The 15,217-nt window shown below is 70.7% G+C and carries 11 protein-coding genes; 10 read left to right on the top strand and 1 reads right to left on the bottom strand.

What is annotated here, in order from left to right; all coding sequences use genetic code 11:
• Nucleotides 1-22 precede the first annotated feature (22 nt).
• From ACQP2T_RS37330 to ACQP2T_RS37285, 10 genes are all read left to right on the top strand, one after another.
• A complete protein-coding gene (locus ACQP2T_RS37330) occupies nt 23-1,084 on the top strand; it encodes a quaternary amine ABC transporter ATP-binding protein (protein ID WP_433509594.1) in 1,062 nt (353 codons plus the stop codon).
• Nucleotides 1,081-3,081, top strand: coding sequence for an ABC transporter permease subunit (locus ACQP2T_RS37325; protein WP_433509593.1), 2,001 nt, complete (start codon nt 1,081-1,083; stop codon nt 3,079-3,081). Before ACQP2T_RS37330 ends, ACQP2T_RS37325 begins: the two co-directional genes overlap by 4 nt.
• 44 nt (nt 3,082-3,125) lie before the next feature.
• On the top strand, nt 3,126-4,109 hold the full coding sequence (locus ACQP2T_RS37320) for an ABC transporter substrate-binding protein (protein ID WP_433509592.1): 984 nt from the start codon (nt 3,126-3,128) through the stop codon (nt 4,107-4,109).
• Nucleotides 4,110-4,314: 205 nt separating this feature from the next.
• The gene (locus tag ACQP2T_RS37315) at nt 4,315-6,717 is read left to right on the top strand and encodes a GcvT family protein (RefSeq protein ID WP_433509591.1); all 2,403 of its coding nucleotides are present in this window, start codon (nt 4,315-4,317) and stop codon (nt 6,715-6,717) included.
• A gap of 13 nt (nt 6,718-6,730) precedes the next feature.
• Nucleotides 6,731-7,987, top strand: coding sequence for a serine hydroxymethyltransferase (gene glyA / locus ACQP2T_RS37310; protein WP_433509590.1), 1,257 nt, complete (start codon nt 6,731-6,733; stop codon nt 7,985-7,987).
• Entirely contained in the window at nt 7,984-9,216 is a 1,233-nt protein-coding gene (locus ACQP2T_RS37305; protein WP_433509589.1) for a sarcosine oxidase subunit beta family protein, read from the top strand. Before glyA ends, ACQP2T_RS37305 begins: the two co-directional genes overlap by 4 nt.
• 9 nt (nt 9,217-9,225) lie before the next feature.
• Entirely contained in the window at nt 9,226-9,504 is a 279-nt protein-coding gene (locus ACQP2T_RS37300; protein ID WP_433509588.1) for a sarcosine oxidase subunit delta, read from the top strand.
• A 53-nt stretch (nt 9,505-9,557) separates the two neighbouring features.
• Nucleotides 9,558-12,350 (top strand): FAD-dependent oxidoreductase, encoded by a 2,793-nt coding sequence (locus tag ACQP2T_RS37295; protein ID WP_433519878.1) that lies wholly within the window; start codon nt 9,558-9,560, stop codon nt 12,348-12,350.
• Nucleotides 12,343-12,918, top strand: a complete 576-nt coding sequence (locus tag ACQP2T_RS37290; RefSeq protein ID WP_433509587.1) for a sarcosine oxidase subunit gamma — start codon at nt 12,343-12,345, stop codon at nt 12,916-12,918. Before ACQP2T_RS37295 ends, ACQP2T_RS37290 begins: the two co-directional genes overlap by 8 nt.
• Nucleotides 12,915-14,291 carry an L-serine ammonia-lyase gene (locus tag ACQP2T_RS37285; protein WP_433509586.1) on the top strand — a complete coding sequence of 459 codons (1,377 nt, stop codon included), beginning with the start codon at nt 12,915-12,917 and terminating at the stop codon, nt 14,289-14,291. Before ACQP2T_RS37290 ends, ACQP2T_RS37285 begins: the two co-directional genes overlap by 4 nt.
• A gap of 249 nt (nt 14,292-14,540) precedes the next feature.
• Here ACQP2T_RS37285 and ACQP2T_RS37280 read toward each other — a convergent pair whose 3' ends face one another.
• Nucleotides 14,541-15,182, bottom strand: coding sequence for a heme oxygenase (biliverdin-producing) (locus ACQP2T_RS37280; RefSeq protein WP_433509585.1), 642 nt, complete (start codon nt 15,180-15,182; stop codon nt 14,541-14,543).
• Between the last annotated feature and the right edge of the window lie 35 nt (nt 15,183-15,217).

Below are 15,217 nucleotides of genomic sequence, written 5' to 3'. Positions count from 1 at the left end.
CTCCGACGACCAAGAGGTGGTCATGACTGTGCCGTCAGTGGCCGAACGTAGTGCGCCCGACACCGACGCCCCTCCCATCCTCGCCGTGCGCGACCTGTGGAAGGTGTTCGGCCCCAAGGCCGAGAGCGTGGTCGGCAGCACGCTCACCCGCGACGAGCTCAAGCAGCAGAGCGGCTGCGTCGCCGCCGTCCGCGACGTCTCCTTCGAAGTACGGCGGGGCGAGGTGTTCGTCGTCATGGGCCTGTCCGGTTCGGGCAAGTCCACCCTGGTCCGCTGCCTGACCAGGCTGATCGAACCCACGGCGGGCGAGATCCTGCTGGACGGGGAGGACGTGCGGGAAGCCGACGACCGCAGCCTGCGCGAGCTGCGCAGGCACCGCATGGCCATGGTCTTCCAGCACTTCGGGCTGCTGCCGCACAGGTGTGTCCTCCACAACGTCGCCTTCGGCCTGGAGATCCGCGGGGTCTCCAAGCGGGAGCGCTACGCGCGGGCCCGCGAGGTGATCGGGCTCGTCGGCCTCGACGGCTTCGAGGACTCCTACCCCGACCAGCTCTCCGGCGGCATGCAGCAGCGGGTGGGCCTGGCGCGGGCGCTCGCGGCCGACCCCGAGGTGCTTCTGTTCGACGAGCCGTTCTCCGCGCTGGACCCGCTGATCCGGCGCGAGATGCAGAACGAGGTCATCCGGCTGCACCACGAGGTCGGCAAGACCATGATCTTCATCACTCACGATCTCAGCGAGGCGCTCAAGCTGGGCGACCGGATCCTCATCATGCGCGACGGCGAGCTCGTCCAGGTGGGCACGCCCGACCAGGTGGTGGGCGCGCCGGCCGACGACTACGTCAGGGACTTCGTCAGCGACGTCCCGCGCTCGCACGTGCTGACGCTCCGCTGGATCATGCGCCCGGCCCAGCCCGGCGAGCCGCTCGACGGTCCCGTGCTCGGCCCCGACGTGGTCATCAGGGACGCCGTGAAGGCCGTGCTCTCGGCCGAGCGGCCGGTGCGCGTGATGGACGGGGAGGCACTGCTCGGCGTGGTCACCAGCGCGGAGATCCTCGAAGTGATCGCCGGAGGGCCGCAGGCATGACCACGGTGTCCGTGGTGAAGGCGCGGGTGACCGCCAGGCTGACGGGCCGCGGTTACCTGGTCGCGGCGACGCTCGCGGTGTGGGTGCTGGGCTGGGCGGTGCTGCGCGGGCGGGACACGCTGGCGCTCGGCGGCGCGGAGCTGACCCCGCTGCACGGCGGGCTGAACAGCGGCATGGACGCCATCGACGACAGCCGCAACAGCAACCCGTTCTTCCTCTACTTCATCAACTACATCCGGCTCTTCATCGACGAGGCTGTGCGGTTCGTCCAGGCGCTGATCAGCCAGCCGTCCTTCGACCGGCCCGTGCCGGTGCTCGGCTGGCTCGGCGTGGCCGGCCTGGCGACCGCCATCGCCCTGCTGTACGGCAACAGGAAGGTGGCGCTGCTCACCGCCGCCGGATTCCTCTCCTTCGGTGTCCTGGGCCTGTGGCAGGAGAGCATGGACACCCTGGCGCTCACGCTGACCGCCGTGGTGCTGTCGCTGGCGGTGGGCATCCCGCTCGGGGTGTGGGCCGGGCTGAGCGACCGCTTCCACCGGCTGGTGACCCCGGTGCTGGACTTCATGCAGACCATGCCGACCTTCGTCTACCTGGCGCCGCTCACGCTGTTCTTCCTGATCGGCCCGGCCAGCGCGACGGTCGCCACGATGATCTACGCGATCCCGCCCGCCATCCGGATCACCGCGCTCGGCATCCGGCAGGTCTCGCCCGAGACGCTGGAGGCCGGCACCTCTCTGGGTGCCACGCCCGCGCAGGCGCTGCGGCTCGTGCGACTCCCCATGGCCAAGCAGACGATCATCGTCGGGGTGAACCAGACCATCATGGCCGCCCTGTCCATGGCCACCATCGCGGCGCTCATCGACGCCCCCGGCCTGGGCCAGACGGTCCTGAAGGCGCTGCAGACGCTCGACGTGGGCACCGCGTTCAACGCCGGGCTGGCCATCGTCATCATGGCCGTGGTGCTCGACCGGGTGACCTCGGCGGCCAGCCGCCGCGTGGAGGTCGCGCGCCGGGCCGGGCGGCTGCGCACCGTGCGGGGGCGCCGCCTCGAGGTGGTGGGCGTGCTCGGGATCGCCGCCGTGCTCGGTTACCTGTCCTACACCTACGTCTGGGCGGCGGAGTTCCCCGCCGACGCCAACTTCGGCTCCTACGTACGCCGCGCGGCCGACGCCGCGAGCCTGTGGGTGCAGGACAGCATGGCCACCTTCACGGACGCGCTGAAGAACCTGCTGACCAACGCGCTGCTCAACCCCTTCGAGGCGCTGCTGACGGGTTCGCCCTGGTGGCTGGTCGCCGCCGTGGCCGTGGCCATCGTCCTGCTGGTGGGCAGCGTACGGGCCGCGCTGGTCGCCACAGCCGGGCTGCTGATCCTGGTGCTGCTCGGGCTCTGGCAGGACAGCATGGTCACCCTGGCCTCGACGCTCGTCGCGACCGTCCTGGTCATGCTGCTGGGCGTGGTCGTCGGGGTGTGGATGGGCCGCAGCGACCGGGTCGACACCCTGCTCCGCCCCGTGCTGGACGCCGGCCAGACCATGCCGGCCTTCGTCTACCTGGTGCCCATCCTCGGCCTGTTCGGGCCGACCCGGTTCACCGCGATCATCGCGGCCGTGGTGTTCGCCGCGCCGATCGCGATCAAGCTGGTCGCGGAGGGCATCAGAGGGGTTTCGGCCACCACCGTCGAGGCGGCGACCTCGGCGGGTGCGAGTGCCTGGCAGCTCATCTCCAAGGTGCAGCTGCCGATGGCACGCAGCGCCGTGACTCTGGCGACGAGCCAGGGGCTCATCTACGTGCTCTCCATGGTGGTCGTCGGCGGTCTGGTCGGCGCGGGAGCGCTCGGCTACGACGTCGTCGCCGGGTTCTCGCAGCACCAGCTGCGAGGCAAAGGGCTGGCCGCCGGGCTCGCGATCGTCGTGCTCGGCATCGTGCTCGACCGTGTCACGCGGGCCGCCACCGAGCGTGCGGACGCCGCGGCGCACGGCGGGCTTCATCAGAGGTGAACGATATCGGCCGGTTCCGGCCAGAGGAACTACAGGAGGACCAGGTGGCAGTAACCAGGAGTGGAAAGGTCCGGGCCGCCGTGCTCGTGACCGGCGCCGGCCTCCTGCTCACCGCGTGCGGAGGAGCGAAGGTCGGGCAGGTCGAGACCGCCACGAGCAGCGGTGCCGGCGCGAAGAGCTGCGGAACCTTCAATCTCGCGGTCAACCCGTGGGTGGGCTACGAGGCCAACGCGGCGGTGATCGCGCAGGTGGCCGAGAAGCAGCTCGGCTGCAAGGTGGTCAAGAAGGACCTGAAGGAGGAGGTGGCCTGGCAGGGCTTCGCCACCGGTGAGGTCGACGCCGTCGTGGAGAACTGGGCCCACGACGATCTCAAGAAGAAGTACATCGATGACCAGAAGGTCGCCGTGTCCGCCGGGCCGACCGGCAACAAGGGCATCATCGGCTGGTACGTGGCGCCGTGGATGGCCAAGAAGTACCCGGACATCACCGACTGGAAGAACCTCAACAAGTACGCCTCGCTGTTCAAGACCTCCGAGTCCGATGGCAAGGGCCAGTTCCTCGACGGCGACCCGTCGTTCGTCACCAACGACGCCGCCCTGGTGAAGAACCTCAAGCTCGACTACAAGGTCGTGTACGCCGGCAGCGAGACCGCGCTCATCACCACCTTCCGCCAATCGGAGAAACAGCAGAAGCCGATCATCGGCTACTTCTACGACCCGCAGTGGTTCCTGTCGGAGCTCAAGCTGGTCAAGGTCAACCTGCCTGCCTACACCAAGGGCTGCGACGCCGACGCGGCCAAGGTGGCGTGCGACTACCCGCCGTACGAGCTGGACAAGATCGTGAGCAAGAAGTTCGCGGACTCCGGCAGTCCCGCGTACACGCTGGTCAAGAACTTCTCCTGGACGAACGACGATCAGAACCTCGTGGCCAAGTACATCGCCGAGGACAAGATGACGGCCGATGAGGCGGCCGCCAAGTGGGTGGCCGACAACCCCGACAAGGTCAAGGCCTGGCTGCCCGCCGGTTGAGATCCGCATGCGCCCGGCCCGGTCGACGTTCGGCGATCGGGCCGGGCGCACGCGTGTCCGGACCTGGTGTTCGACCAGGTCCGGCGCGGCCCGGCAAACCGTAAGGAATTAAGACGCGACGCACTCTTGACACCCGGAACGCAGAGAGCGACGCTTGTTGCGGAAAGTGCGCTTGGTTGCATATTAGGCAACAACGGAGGTGGCTATGACGGGCCCGAGCGTCGTCATCATCGGCGCGGGTGTGGTCGGCGCGGCTCTCGCCGACGAGCTGTCCGCCCGCGGTTGGACCGGCGTCACGGTCGTCGATCAGGGAGACGTGCCCGCCACCGGCGGCTCCTCCTCCCACGCCCCAGGTCTGGTGTTCCAGATCAACGGGTCGAAGACCATGACCGAGATGGCTCGCTACACCATCGAGAAGTTCGTCGAGCTGGACAGCTTCCTCCAGGTGGGCGGGCTCGAGGTGGCCACCACCCCCGAGCGGCTCGCCGAACTGCGCCGCCGCCACGGCTGGGCCACCTCCTGGGGGATCGAGGCCCACCTGCTCTCACCGGAGGAGAGCGTGGCCAAGCACTCCCTCCTCGACCGCGACAAGGTGCTCGGCGGCCTGTTCATCCCCACCGACGGGCTGGCCAAGGCGGTCAAGGCGGTCGACGCGCAGCTCGCGCGGGCACAGGAGCGCGGCGTGCGGGTGCTCGGCAGGCACGAGGTGCTGGACATCAGGAGCGAGGGCGGCCGGGTCACCGCGGTGGTGACCGACCAGGGCGAGATCCCCGCCGACATCGTGGTGTGCTGCGCCGGGATCTGGGGCCCGCGGGTCGCCCGCATGGTCGGGATGGAGCTGCCGCTCACCCCGCTCGCCCACCAGCTCGCCTGGACCGGGCAGGTGCCCGACCTGGCGGGCCAGACCGTCGAGGCATCCCGGCCGATCCTCCGCCACCAGGACGCCGACCTGTACTACCGCGAGCGCTTCGACACGCTCGGCATCGGCTACTACGGCCACCGGCCCATGCCGATCAGCTCCGACGACATCCTGTCCGTCGATGCCGCCGAGGTGATGCCGTCCGTGCTCACCTTCACCCCCGACGACTTCGCCGAAGCCTGGACGCAGACCCGGGAACTGCTCCCGTCCACGAACTCCGCCAAGGTGGAGGACGGCATCAACGGGCTGTTCTCGTTCACCACCGACCACCTGCCGCTGATGGGCGAGTCGCGCGAGGTCGAGGGCTTCTGGGTGGCCGAGGCGGTCTGGGTCACCCACTCCGCCGGAGTCGGCCGGGCGATGGCCGAATGGCTCGTCGACGGCCACTGCACGACGTTCGACCTGCACGAGTGCGACGTCAACCGGTTCGAGCCGCACCAGCTCGCGCCCGACTACGTGCTGGCCCGCGGCTGCCAGAACTACGTCGAGGTCTACGACATCATCCACCCGCTACAGCCGATGGAGGACCCCCGCCCGCTGCGTACCAGCCCGTTCCACCCCCGGCAGCGGGAGCTCGGCGCGACCTTCCTGGAGGCGTCGGGTTGGGAGCGTCCGCAATGGTACGAGGCCAACGCGCCGCTGCTGCGGGGCCGCGACATCCCCGCGCCGGGAGACTGGGCGGCGCGGTACTGGTCGCCCATCGTCGGCGCGGAGGCCCAGGCCACCCGCGAGAGCGTCGCCATGTACGACATGACCGCGCTCAAGCGCCTGGAGGTCAGCGGCCCGGGAGCCGTCGCCTTCCTGCAGCGCCTCACCACCGGCAACGTGGACAAATCAGTCGGCTCGGTGACGTACTGCCTGCTGCTCAACGCCGACGGCGGCATCCGCAGCGATGTCACCGTGGCCCGCCTCGGCCCCCAGGAGTTCCAGGTCGGTGCCAACGGCAACCTCGACCTCGACTGGTTCGACCGCCACCGGCCCGCCGACGTGTACATCCGCGACCTCACCCCGGGGACCTGCTGCATCGGCCTCTGGGGGCCCAAGGCCCGCGACCTCGTCCAGCCGCTGGCCACCGCCGACCTGACCGCGCTGCGCTACTTCCGCGGCGCCCGCGCCTACCTCGGTAACGTGCCGGTCACCATGCTCCGCCTGTCCTACGTCGGCGAGCTCGGCTGGGAGATCTACACCACCGCGGACATGGGCCTCAAGCTGTGGGACACCCTGTGGGAGGCCGGCCAGGAGCACGGCGTCATCGCCGCCGGCCGGGGCGCCTTCACCAGCCTGCGCCTGGAGAAGGGCTACCGCTCCTTCGGCGCCGACATGACCTTCGAGCACGACCCGTACGAGGCGGGCCTCGAGTTCGCCGTCAAGCTGGACAAGGGCGACTTCATCGGCCGTGAGGCGCTGCTCGCCCGCAAGGAGTCGGTCGGCCGCCGCCTCACCTGCCTGCTCACCGACGAGGTCGTCATGGGCAGGGAGCCGGTGTACGACGGCGAGCGGCCGGTCGGCTACGTCACCAGCGCCGCCTACGGATACACGATCGGCAGAGGGATCGCCTACGCGTGGCTGCCCGCCTCGCTCGCGAACCCCGGCCAGAGCGTCGACATCGGCTACTTCGACCGGCGGGTGGGCGCCGTCGTGGCCGAGGAGCCCTTGTTCGACCCGGCGATGACCCGGCTGCGCGGTTAGGAGAGGACATCAGATGATCGACACCCCGCTGGACGTGGTGGACCCGGAGGTTCAAGCCGCCATCGGCGCGGAGCTGGCCCGGCAGCGATCGACGCTGGAGATGATCGCGTCGGAGAACTTCGCGCCCGTGGCGGTCATGGCCGCCCAGGGCTCGGTGCTCACCAACAAGTACGCCGAGGGCTACCCGGGCAGGCGTTACTACGGCGGCTGCGAGCACGTCGACGTGATCGAGCGGCTCGCCATCGACCGGGTGCGGGCGCTGTTCGGCGCCGAGGCGGCCAACGTGCAGCCCCACTCGGGCGCGCAGGCCAACGCCGCGGCCATGGCGGCCCTGCTGGAGCCGGGCGACACCATCCTCGGCCTCGACCTGGCCCACGGCGGCCACCTCACGCACGGCATGCGCATCAACTTCTCCGGCCGGCTCTACAACGTGGTCGCCTACCACGTGCGCGAGAGCGATCACCTGGTGGACATGGAGGAGGTCGAGCGGCTGGCCCGCGAGCACCGGCCGAAGCTCATCATCGCCGGCTGGTCGGCCTATCCCCGGCAGCTCGACTTCGCGGCCTTCCGCCGGATAGCCGACGAGGTGGGCGCCTATCTCATGGTCGACATGGCACACTTCGCCGGCCTGGTGGCGGCGGGTCTGCACCCCTCGCCCGTGCCGCACGCCCACGTGGTCACCACGACCACGCACAAGACCCTCGGTGGCCCGCGTGGCGGGGTCATCCTGTCCATCGCGGACCTCAGCAAGAAGATCAACTCGGCGGTGTTCCCCGGCCAGCAGGGTGGTCCGCTGGAGCACGTCATCGCGGCCAAGGCCGTCGCCTTCAAGGTCGCGGGCGAGGAGGAGTTCCGCGACCGGCAACGGCGCACGCTGGAGGGCGCGCGAATCCTCGCCGAGCGGTTGCTCGCTCCCGACGCCGTCGCCGCCGGGGTCAGGGTGCTGACCGGCGGCACCGACGTGCACCTCGTACTGGTCGACCTGCGGGACTCCGAGCTGGACGGCAAGCAGGCCGAGGACCGGCTGCACGCGGCGGGCATCACGGTGAACCGCAACGCCGTGCCCTTCGACCCGCGCCCGCCCATGGTCACCTCCGGGCTGCGGATCGGCACACCCGCCCTGGCGACGCGCGGGTTCGGCGCGGCGGACTTCAGGGAGGTCGCCGACATCATCGCGGGCGCCCTGACACCGGACGCCGACCTGGCGTTCCTGCGCGGCAGGGTCGAGGCCCTCGCCGGCAAGCACCCGCTCTACGGAGAGGCCCGATGACCCCGCGCCCGCCCGGAGCAGACCTGCCCGAGCACCCCGACCTGCTGTGGAGCGCGGCCGAGCCGAAAGCCTCCTACGACGTGGTGATCGTCGGCGGGGGCGGCCACGGCCTCGCCACCGCCTACTACCTGGCCAAGAACCACGGCATCACCAACGTCGCGGTCTTGGAGCGGGGCTGGCTGGCCGGCGGCAACATGGCTCGCAACACCACCATCATCCGCTCCAACTACCTGTGGGACGAGAGCGCCGGCATCTACGAGCACGCGCTGAAGCTCTGGGAGGGCTTGGAGGAAGAGCTCGACTACCCGCTGCTGTTCAGCCAGCGCGGCGTGCTCAACCTCGCGCACAGCCTGCAGGACGTGCGTGACAGCGTCCGCCGGGTGGAGGCGAACCGGCTCAACGGCGTGGACGCGGAATGGCTGGACCCCCAGCAGGTCAAGGAGGTCTGCCCGATCGTCAACATCTCGCCCGACGTGCGCTATCCGGTGCTGGGGGCCACCTTCCAGCCCCGCGCGGGCATCGCCAAGCACGACTACGTCGCGTGGGGGCTGGCCCGGGCGGCCGCGGCGCTCGGCGTCGACTTCATCGAGCACTGCGAGGTCACGGGGCTGCGGGTGAGCGACGGCCGGGTCACCGGCGTGGACACCACCCGCGGCACGATCGCGGCGGGCCGGGTGGCGCTGTGCGCGGCCGGGCACAGCTCGGTCGTCGCCGCCACCGCCGGCATCGACCTGCCGGTGCAGAGCCACCCGCTGCAGGCGCTGGTCTCCGAGCTGCTGGAGCCCGTGCACCCGACGGTCGTCATGTCCAACGCCGTCCACGTGTACGTCAGCCAGGCCCACAAGGGGGAGCTGGTGATGGGGGCGGGCATCGACGCGGCCAATTCCTACCGCCAGCGCGGCGCCTTCCACATCATCGAGCGGCAGATGGCCGCGGCGCTGGAGCTGTTCCCGATCTTCGCCAGGGCGCACGTGCTGCGGACCTGGGGCGGCGTCGTGGACGTCACGCCGGACGCCTCGCCGATCGTCGGGCTGACCCCGGTCGACGGCCTCTACCTCAACTGCGGGTGGGGCACCGGGGGCTTCAAGGCCACCCCCGGCGTGGGCTGGTGTTTCGCCCACACGGTGGCCAACGACGAGCCGCACCCGCTCAACGCTCCCTTCTCCCTTGACCGATTCGTCACCGGGGCGCTCGTCGACGAGCACGGCGCCGCCGCGGTCGCGCACTGAGGACGTCACATGCTGCTGATCCCATGCCCCTGGTGCGGCCCTCGTGAGGAGACCGAGTTCCACTACGGCGGGCAGGCACACGTCGCCTACCCGGAGAACCCGGCCGCGCTCTCCGACGAGGAATGGGCCCGCTACCTGTTCTTCCGCGACAACTCCAAGGGCGTCTTCGCCGAGCGCTGGAGCCACTCCGCAGGCTGCCGCCGGTGGTTCAACGCCCTGCGCGACACCGCGACCAACGAGATCCACGCCGTCTACCGTGCGGGCGAGCCGCGGCCGGTGACCTCATGACGCGCGAGAGCGGTGACCGGATGGACCACGTGACGCACGAGAGCGGCGGTGGGATGGACGGGCTGAGGCGGGAGAGTGGCGGCCGTATCGACCGCTCCCGCACCCTGCGCTTCCGGTTCGACGGGCAGGAGTACACCGGCCACCCCGGTGACACCCTCGCCTCCGCACTGCTGGCCAACGGCGTACGCCAGGTCGCCACCAGCGTCAGGCTGGGCCGCCCGCGCGGTATCTTCTCCGCGGGCAGCGAGGAGCCCAACGCGGTCGTCCAGATCGAGGAGCCGTTCCCCGAGCCGATGCTGCCCGCCACCACGGTCGAGCTGTACGACGGCCTGGTCGCCGGCAGCCTCGCCGGCCAGGGCCGCCTGGCGACCGAGCCCGACCCGGCCCGGTACGACGCCGTCCACGCCCACTGCGACGTCCTGGTGGTCGGTGCCGGGCCGGCCGGGCTGGCCGCCGCCCGCGAGGCGGCGAGAACCGGCGCGCGGGTGATCCTCGCCGACGAGCAGCCCGAGCCTGGCGGCAGCCTGCTGGGCACGACCGACCTCGTGGACGGCGTGCCGGGCGCCGAGTGGGCCGCCGCGACGGCGGCCGCGCTGGAGGGGCTGCCCGAGGTGCGGGTGCTGCGGCGCACCACCGTCTTCGGCTACTACGACGACAACTACCTGGTCGCCGTCGAGCGGCGCACCAACCACCTCGGCGGGGCGGCGCCCGCCGCCGTGGCGCGCGAGCGGGTCTGGCGCATCAGGGCGCGAAGGGTGGTCTTGGCCACCGGCGCGCACGAGCGGCCGATCGCCTTCGCGGGCAACGACCTGCCCGGGGTGATGCTGGCCGGCGCCGCCCGTACCTACGCCAACAGGTACGGCGTACTGCCGGGCCGCCGCGCGGTGGTGTTCACCGCGAACGACAGCGCCTACGCCGCCGCCCTCGACCTCGCCGAGGCGGGCGTGGACGTGGCGGCCATCGTCGACGTCCGGCCCGCACCCGGCCGGGGCTGGGCCGAAAGGGCACGTGAGCGCGGCATCTCGCTGCTGCCCGGCCACGTGGTGACCGCCGCCCGTGGTGACGGCCAGGTCTCGTCGGTGCTGGTCGCCGAGGCAACGGGCGCCGCGGTTACGGGCGCCACGGCAACGGACGCTACGGCAACGGACGCCACTCCCGCCACTCCCGCCGCTTCCGCGGCCGGAGAGCGGGCGCTCGACGCCGACCTGGTGCTCGTGTCGGGCGGCTGGAACCCGGTCGTCCACCTGTTCAGCCAGTCGGGCGGCACACTCCGCTACGACGAGGCGCTCGGCACGCTCGTTCCCGACCGATCCCGGCAGGCCGTCGACGTCGCCGGCGCGGCGGCGGGAGACCTGGAGGCGGCGGGGGAGGCGTACTGGCTGGTCCCCGCGAGCGACTACTCGGCGCACTTCGTCGACCTGCAGCGGGACGTGACCGTCGCCGACATCCAGCGGGCGACCGGCGCCGGCCTGCGCTCTGTCGAGCACGTCAAGCGCTACACCACTGCCGGAACGGCTCACGACCAGGGCAAGACCTCCGGCCTGCTCACCTCGGCGGTCGTGGCCCACGCGATCGGCGCCCCGGTGGCCGAGCTGGGCATCACCACGTTCCGCGCGCCGTACCTGCCAGTGAGCTTCGCGGCCCTGGCCGGCCGCGACCGCGGCCTGCTGCACGACCCCGTCAGAGTGACGGCGCTGCACGAGTGGCACGTCGCCCACGGCGCGCTCTTCGAGAACGTCGGTCAGTGGAAGCGGCCGTGGTACTACCCGCGTCCCGGCGAGGACATGGATGCCGCCGTGCTGCGCGAGTGCCGGGCGGCCCGCGAGGGCGTGGCGGCGATGGACGCCTCCACCCTCGGCAAGATCGACGTGATCGGGCCCGACGCGGGGGAGTTCCTCGACCGGCTCTACACCAACCTGATGAGCTCCCTGAAGGTCGGCGCCATCCGCTACGGCGTCATGTGCCGGCCCGACGGAATGGTCTTCGACGACGGTACGGTCATCCGCCTCGCCGAGGACCACTTCCTCCTCACCACCACGACGGGCAACGCGGCGATCGTCCTCGACTGGATGGAGGAGTGGCTGCAGACCGAGTGGCCCTGGCTGCGGGTGCACTGCACGTCGGTCACCGAGCAGTGGGCCACGGTCGCCCTCGTCGGGCCGGCCTCGCGTGAGGTGCTCGCCGGGCTCGCGCCCGGGCTCGCGGTGGACGCGGCGGACTTCCCGTTCATGACCTGGCGGGACGCGGACGTGGCCGGGATCCCGGCGCGCGTGTGCCGGATCAGTTTCTCCGGCGAGCTGGCCTTCGAGGTCAACGTGACGTCCTGGGACGGCCTGCGTCTGTGGACGGCGATCATGGATACCGGTCGCGTGACCCCGTACGGGACCGAGACCATGCACGTGCTGCGGGCCGAGAAGGGCTACCCGATCGTCGGCCAGGACACCGACGGCACGGTCACCCCGCAGGATCTGGGCATGTCCTGGGTGGTGTCGAAGAAGAAGCCCGACTTCATCGGCAAGCGATCGTTCGCGCGGGCCGACACCTCGCGGCCGGATCGCAAGCAGCTCGTCGGTCTGCTGCCGGAGGATCCGGACTTCCTGCTGCCCGAAGGGACGCACCTGGTCGCCACGGCCGACCTGCCGCAGCCGTCGGTGCCCGCGCTTGGTCACGTCACCTCCAGCTATCGCAGCGCCGCCCTGGGCCGCACGTTCGCGCTGGCGCTGGTCAGCGGCGGGCAGGGCCGGCTCGGAGAGCGGCTGTACGCGCCGGTCGCGGGTAGGTTCGTGCCCGTGACCGTCGCCTCACACGTCCTGTACGACCCGGAAGGAGCGCGCCGTGATGGCTGAGCGCAGGAGCCCGGCCGCGGCCTTCGCGGGCCGGTTCGCCGCCGCGTCCGAAGGTGCGGGGCTGCGGCTCGCCGAGCTGCCGTTCCTCACCCACGTCAACGTGCGCGTCGACCCGGCGAGCCCGCCGGCCGAGGACCTCGGGGCGGTGCTGGGGGTGCCGCTGCCGGTCGAGCCGTGCACCGCCGTACAGACCGGCTCCGGGGCCGACGACGTCACGGTGGCCTGGCTAGGCCCGGACGAGTGGCTGGTGATCGGACCCGAGGGATACCGGTACGAGCTGCTGCGCAAGGCGCTCGGCGACCGGCACGGGTCGATCGTGGATGTGTCGGCCCAGCGCACCACCCTGCTGGTGTCGGGCCCGCGCGCGCGTGACCTGCTGGCCCACGGCTGCGCGCTCGACCTGCACCCCAGCGTTTTCGGACCGGGGAGTTGCGCGCAGACCATGCTGGCCCGGGCCCAGGTCGTGCTCCTGGCCCGGCCCGACGGCTTCCTCGTACTCGTCCGCTCGTCCTTCGCGGCGTACCTGGCGGAGTGGCTCCTCGACGCGGCGACGGAACACCTCGGATGAGCATCGGCGTCTTCGACCTCTTCAAGATCGGTATCGGGCCGTCCAGCTCGCACACGGGCGGCCCGATGGCCGCCGCGCACCGGTTCGCGCGGGGTCTGCACGACGACGGCCTGCTGCCGCGCACGGCCCGGGTCCAGGCGATCCTGTACGGCTCACTGGGCCTGACCGGCAAGGGCCACGGCAGCGACAAGGCCGTCCTGCTGGGACTGTCGGGCGACAAGCCTGAGCTGGTCGACGTCGACGGTATCGACGCCCGGCTGGCCGAGATGCGCTCCTCGGGCACGATCAGTCTGTACGGCAGCCACCCGATCCCGTTCGTGACCGGCGAGGACCTCATCTTCGAACGCAAGATCTCGCTGCCCGGCCACCCCAACGGCATGCGCTTCACCGCGCTGGCCACCGACGGGTCGGTGCTGCGGGAGAAGGTCTACTACTCCGTAGGCGGCGGCTTCGTGGTGGATGAGAACGCCACCGGCGCCGACCGGATCAAAGCCGATGACACCGTGCTGCCTTTTCCGTTCACCACCGCCGAGGAACTGCTCAAGCACTGCTCGGCCACCGGCCTGTCGATCTCGGGGCTGATGCTGGAGAACGAGAAGGCGTTCGGCCGCACCGACGAGCAGATCCGCGCGCAGATCCTGGAGCTGTGGCGGGTGATGTCGCAATGCGTGCGGCGCGGCATGTCCCGCGAGGGAGTGCTGCCCGGCGGGCTGAAGGTCAGGCGGCGCGCTCACCAGTTGCGACGCCGCCTGCAGAGCGAGGCATCCGGCAGCGATCCGCTGCAGGTCATGGACTGGGTGTCGCTGTTCGCGCTGGCGGTCAACGAGGAGAACGCCGCCGGTGGCCGCATCGTCACCGCGCCGACCAACGGCGCGGCGGGCATCATCCCGGCGGTGCTGACCTACTACTCCGAGTACGTGCCCGGCGCCGATGAGGAGGGGGTGATCCGCTTCTTTCTGACCGCGGCGGCGATCGGCGTGCTGTTCAAGGAGAACGCCTCCATCTCCGGGGCCGAGGTGGGCTGCCAGGGCGAGGTCGGCTCGGCCTGCTCGATGGCCGCCGCAGGGCTGACCGAGGTGCTGGGCGGCACTCCGGAGCAGGTGGAGAACGCCGCCGAGATCGGCATCGAGCACAACCTCGGCCTGACCTGCGACCCGGTGGGCGGGCTGGTGCAGATCCCGTGCATCGAACGCAACGCCGTCGCCTCGATCAAGGCCATCACCGCCGCCCGCATCGCGCTGCGCGGCGACGGCCGCCACTTCGTCTCGCTGGACAAGGCCATCAAGACCATGCGCGACACCGGCCGCGACATGCTCGACAAGTACAAGGAGACCTCACGCGGCGGCCTGGCCGTCAACGTCATCGAATGCTGAACGGTCTTTCTAGCGGTGCCGGTGCCGGCAGGTCACCGATCCTCCCACTCTTCGAAGTCGTGACCGCGATGGTGGGTGAGGTTGACGGCGACCTGGCAGGAGCCGGGGAACGTCAGCGTTGGAGGTGTGCCGCAAGGTCGGGCGGGCGATCGGCAAGCCGGTATGGCGTCGCAAGGTCGGGCGGGCGATCGGCAAGCCGGTATGGCGTCGCAAGGTCGGGCGGGCGATCGGCAAGCCGGTATGGCGTCGCTATGCGGCGGCCTTGACCACGTGGAGAAGCTCGCCGAGCACCTCGGTGTTGAGCTGGTAGGCCAGCTTCACCTCGCCGATCATGCGCCGCTGCTCCCGCTCGCCGAAGGGCAGCGCGTCGAGGCGGGCGCGATATTCGTTCTTGAATCTGGGCAGGCTGCCGACCTCGTCGAACAGGTAGAAGTCGACCCCGCCGCCCTTCTGGTAGCCGTAGATCTTCTGCAGCTCCATCCGGATGAACTGCCCGCCCGACAGGTCGCCCATGTAGCGGGTGTAGTGGTGGGCGATATAACCGCCCGGCCAGTCGGCCACCTGCTCGATCCGAGCCACCAGGGTCCGGGTCGCCTTCGAGGGCACGATCCGGTCGCGCCAGCCGGCACCGTAGACGGTCTGCAGGTCACGCTCCAGCGCCTGCTCCCGATAGAGCTCCGGGAAGACGAACCGGCCGGCCACCGGGTGATCGGCCAGGGCCTTGGCGGCGCCGTCGAGGGCGAGATAGGCGAAGTAGTGCTGGGCAACGAGCTCGCCGTAGTCATGCTCGCTCAACCGGCCGCCCATCAGCTCTTTGAGGTAGCTCTCATCCTCGGCCGACTCGTGGTCGCTCCAAGTGGCGTTCTTCAAGGTCTCGGAGAACGACGTCACGCTTCACCCCAATGTGTTGCCAGGTCTTTCATGAC

Origin of the sequence: Nonomuraea sp. CA-143628 (genome assembly GCF_050942315.1) — a bacterium.
Lineage (GTDB): Bacteria > Actinomycetota > Actinomycetes > Streptosporangiales > Streptosporangiaceae > Nonomuraea.
This window is presented reverse-complemented; position numbering and strand designations above follow the sequence as displayed.

Excerpts from the sequence above, each read along its gene's own strand:
- ACQP2T_RS37295 (WP_433519878.1), top strand. The coding sequence starts at position 9,558 with ATGGACGGGCTGAGGCGGGAGAGTGGCGGCCGTATCGACCGCTCCCGC.
- ACQP2T_RS37315 (WP_433509591.1), top strand. The coding sequence starts at position 4,315 with ATGACGGGCCCGAGCGTCGTCATCATCGGCGCGGGTGTGGTCGGCGCG.
- glyA (WP_433509590.1), top strand. The coding sequence starts at position 6,731 with ATGATCGACACCCCGCTGGACGTGGTGGACCCGGAGGTTCAAGCCGCC.
- ACQP2T_RS37330 (WP_433509594.1), top strand. The coding sequence starts at position 23 with ATGACTGTGCCGTCAGTGGCCGAACGTAGTGCGCCCGACACCGACGCC.
- ACQP2T_RS37285 (WP_433509586.1), top strand. The coding sequence starts at position 12,915 with ATGAGCATCGGCGTCTTCGACCTCTTCAAGATCGGTATCGGGCCGTCC.
- ACQP2T_RS37300 (WP_433509588.1), top strand. The coding sequence starts at position 9,226 with ATGCTGCTGATCCCATGCCCCTGGTGCGGCCCTCGTGAGGAGACCGAG.
- ACQP2T_RS37325 (WP_433509593.1), top strand. The coding sequence starts at position 1,081 with ATGACCACGGTGTCCGTGGTGAAGGCGCGGGTGACCGCCAGGCTGACG.
- ACQP2T_RS37290 (WP_433509587.1), top strand. The coding sequence starts at position 12,343 with ATGGCTGAGCGCAGGAGCCCGGCCGCGGCCTTCGCGGGCCGGTTCGCC.
- ACQP2T_RS37305 (WP_433509589.1), top strand. The coding sequence starts at position 7,984 with ATGACCCCGCGCCCGCCCGGAGCAGACCTGCCCGAGCACCCCGACCTG.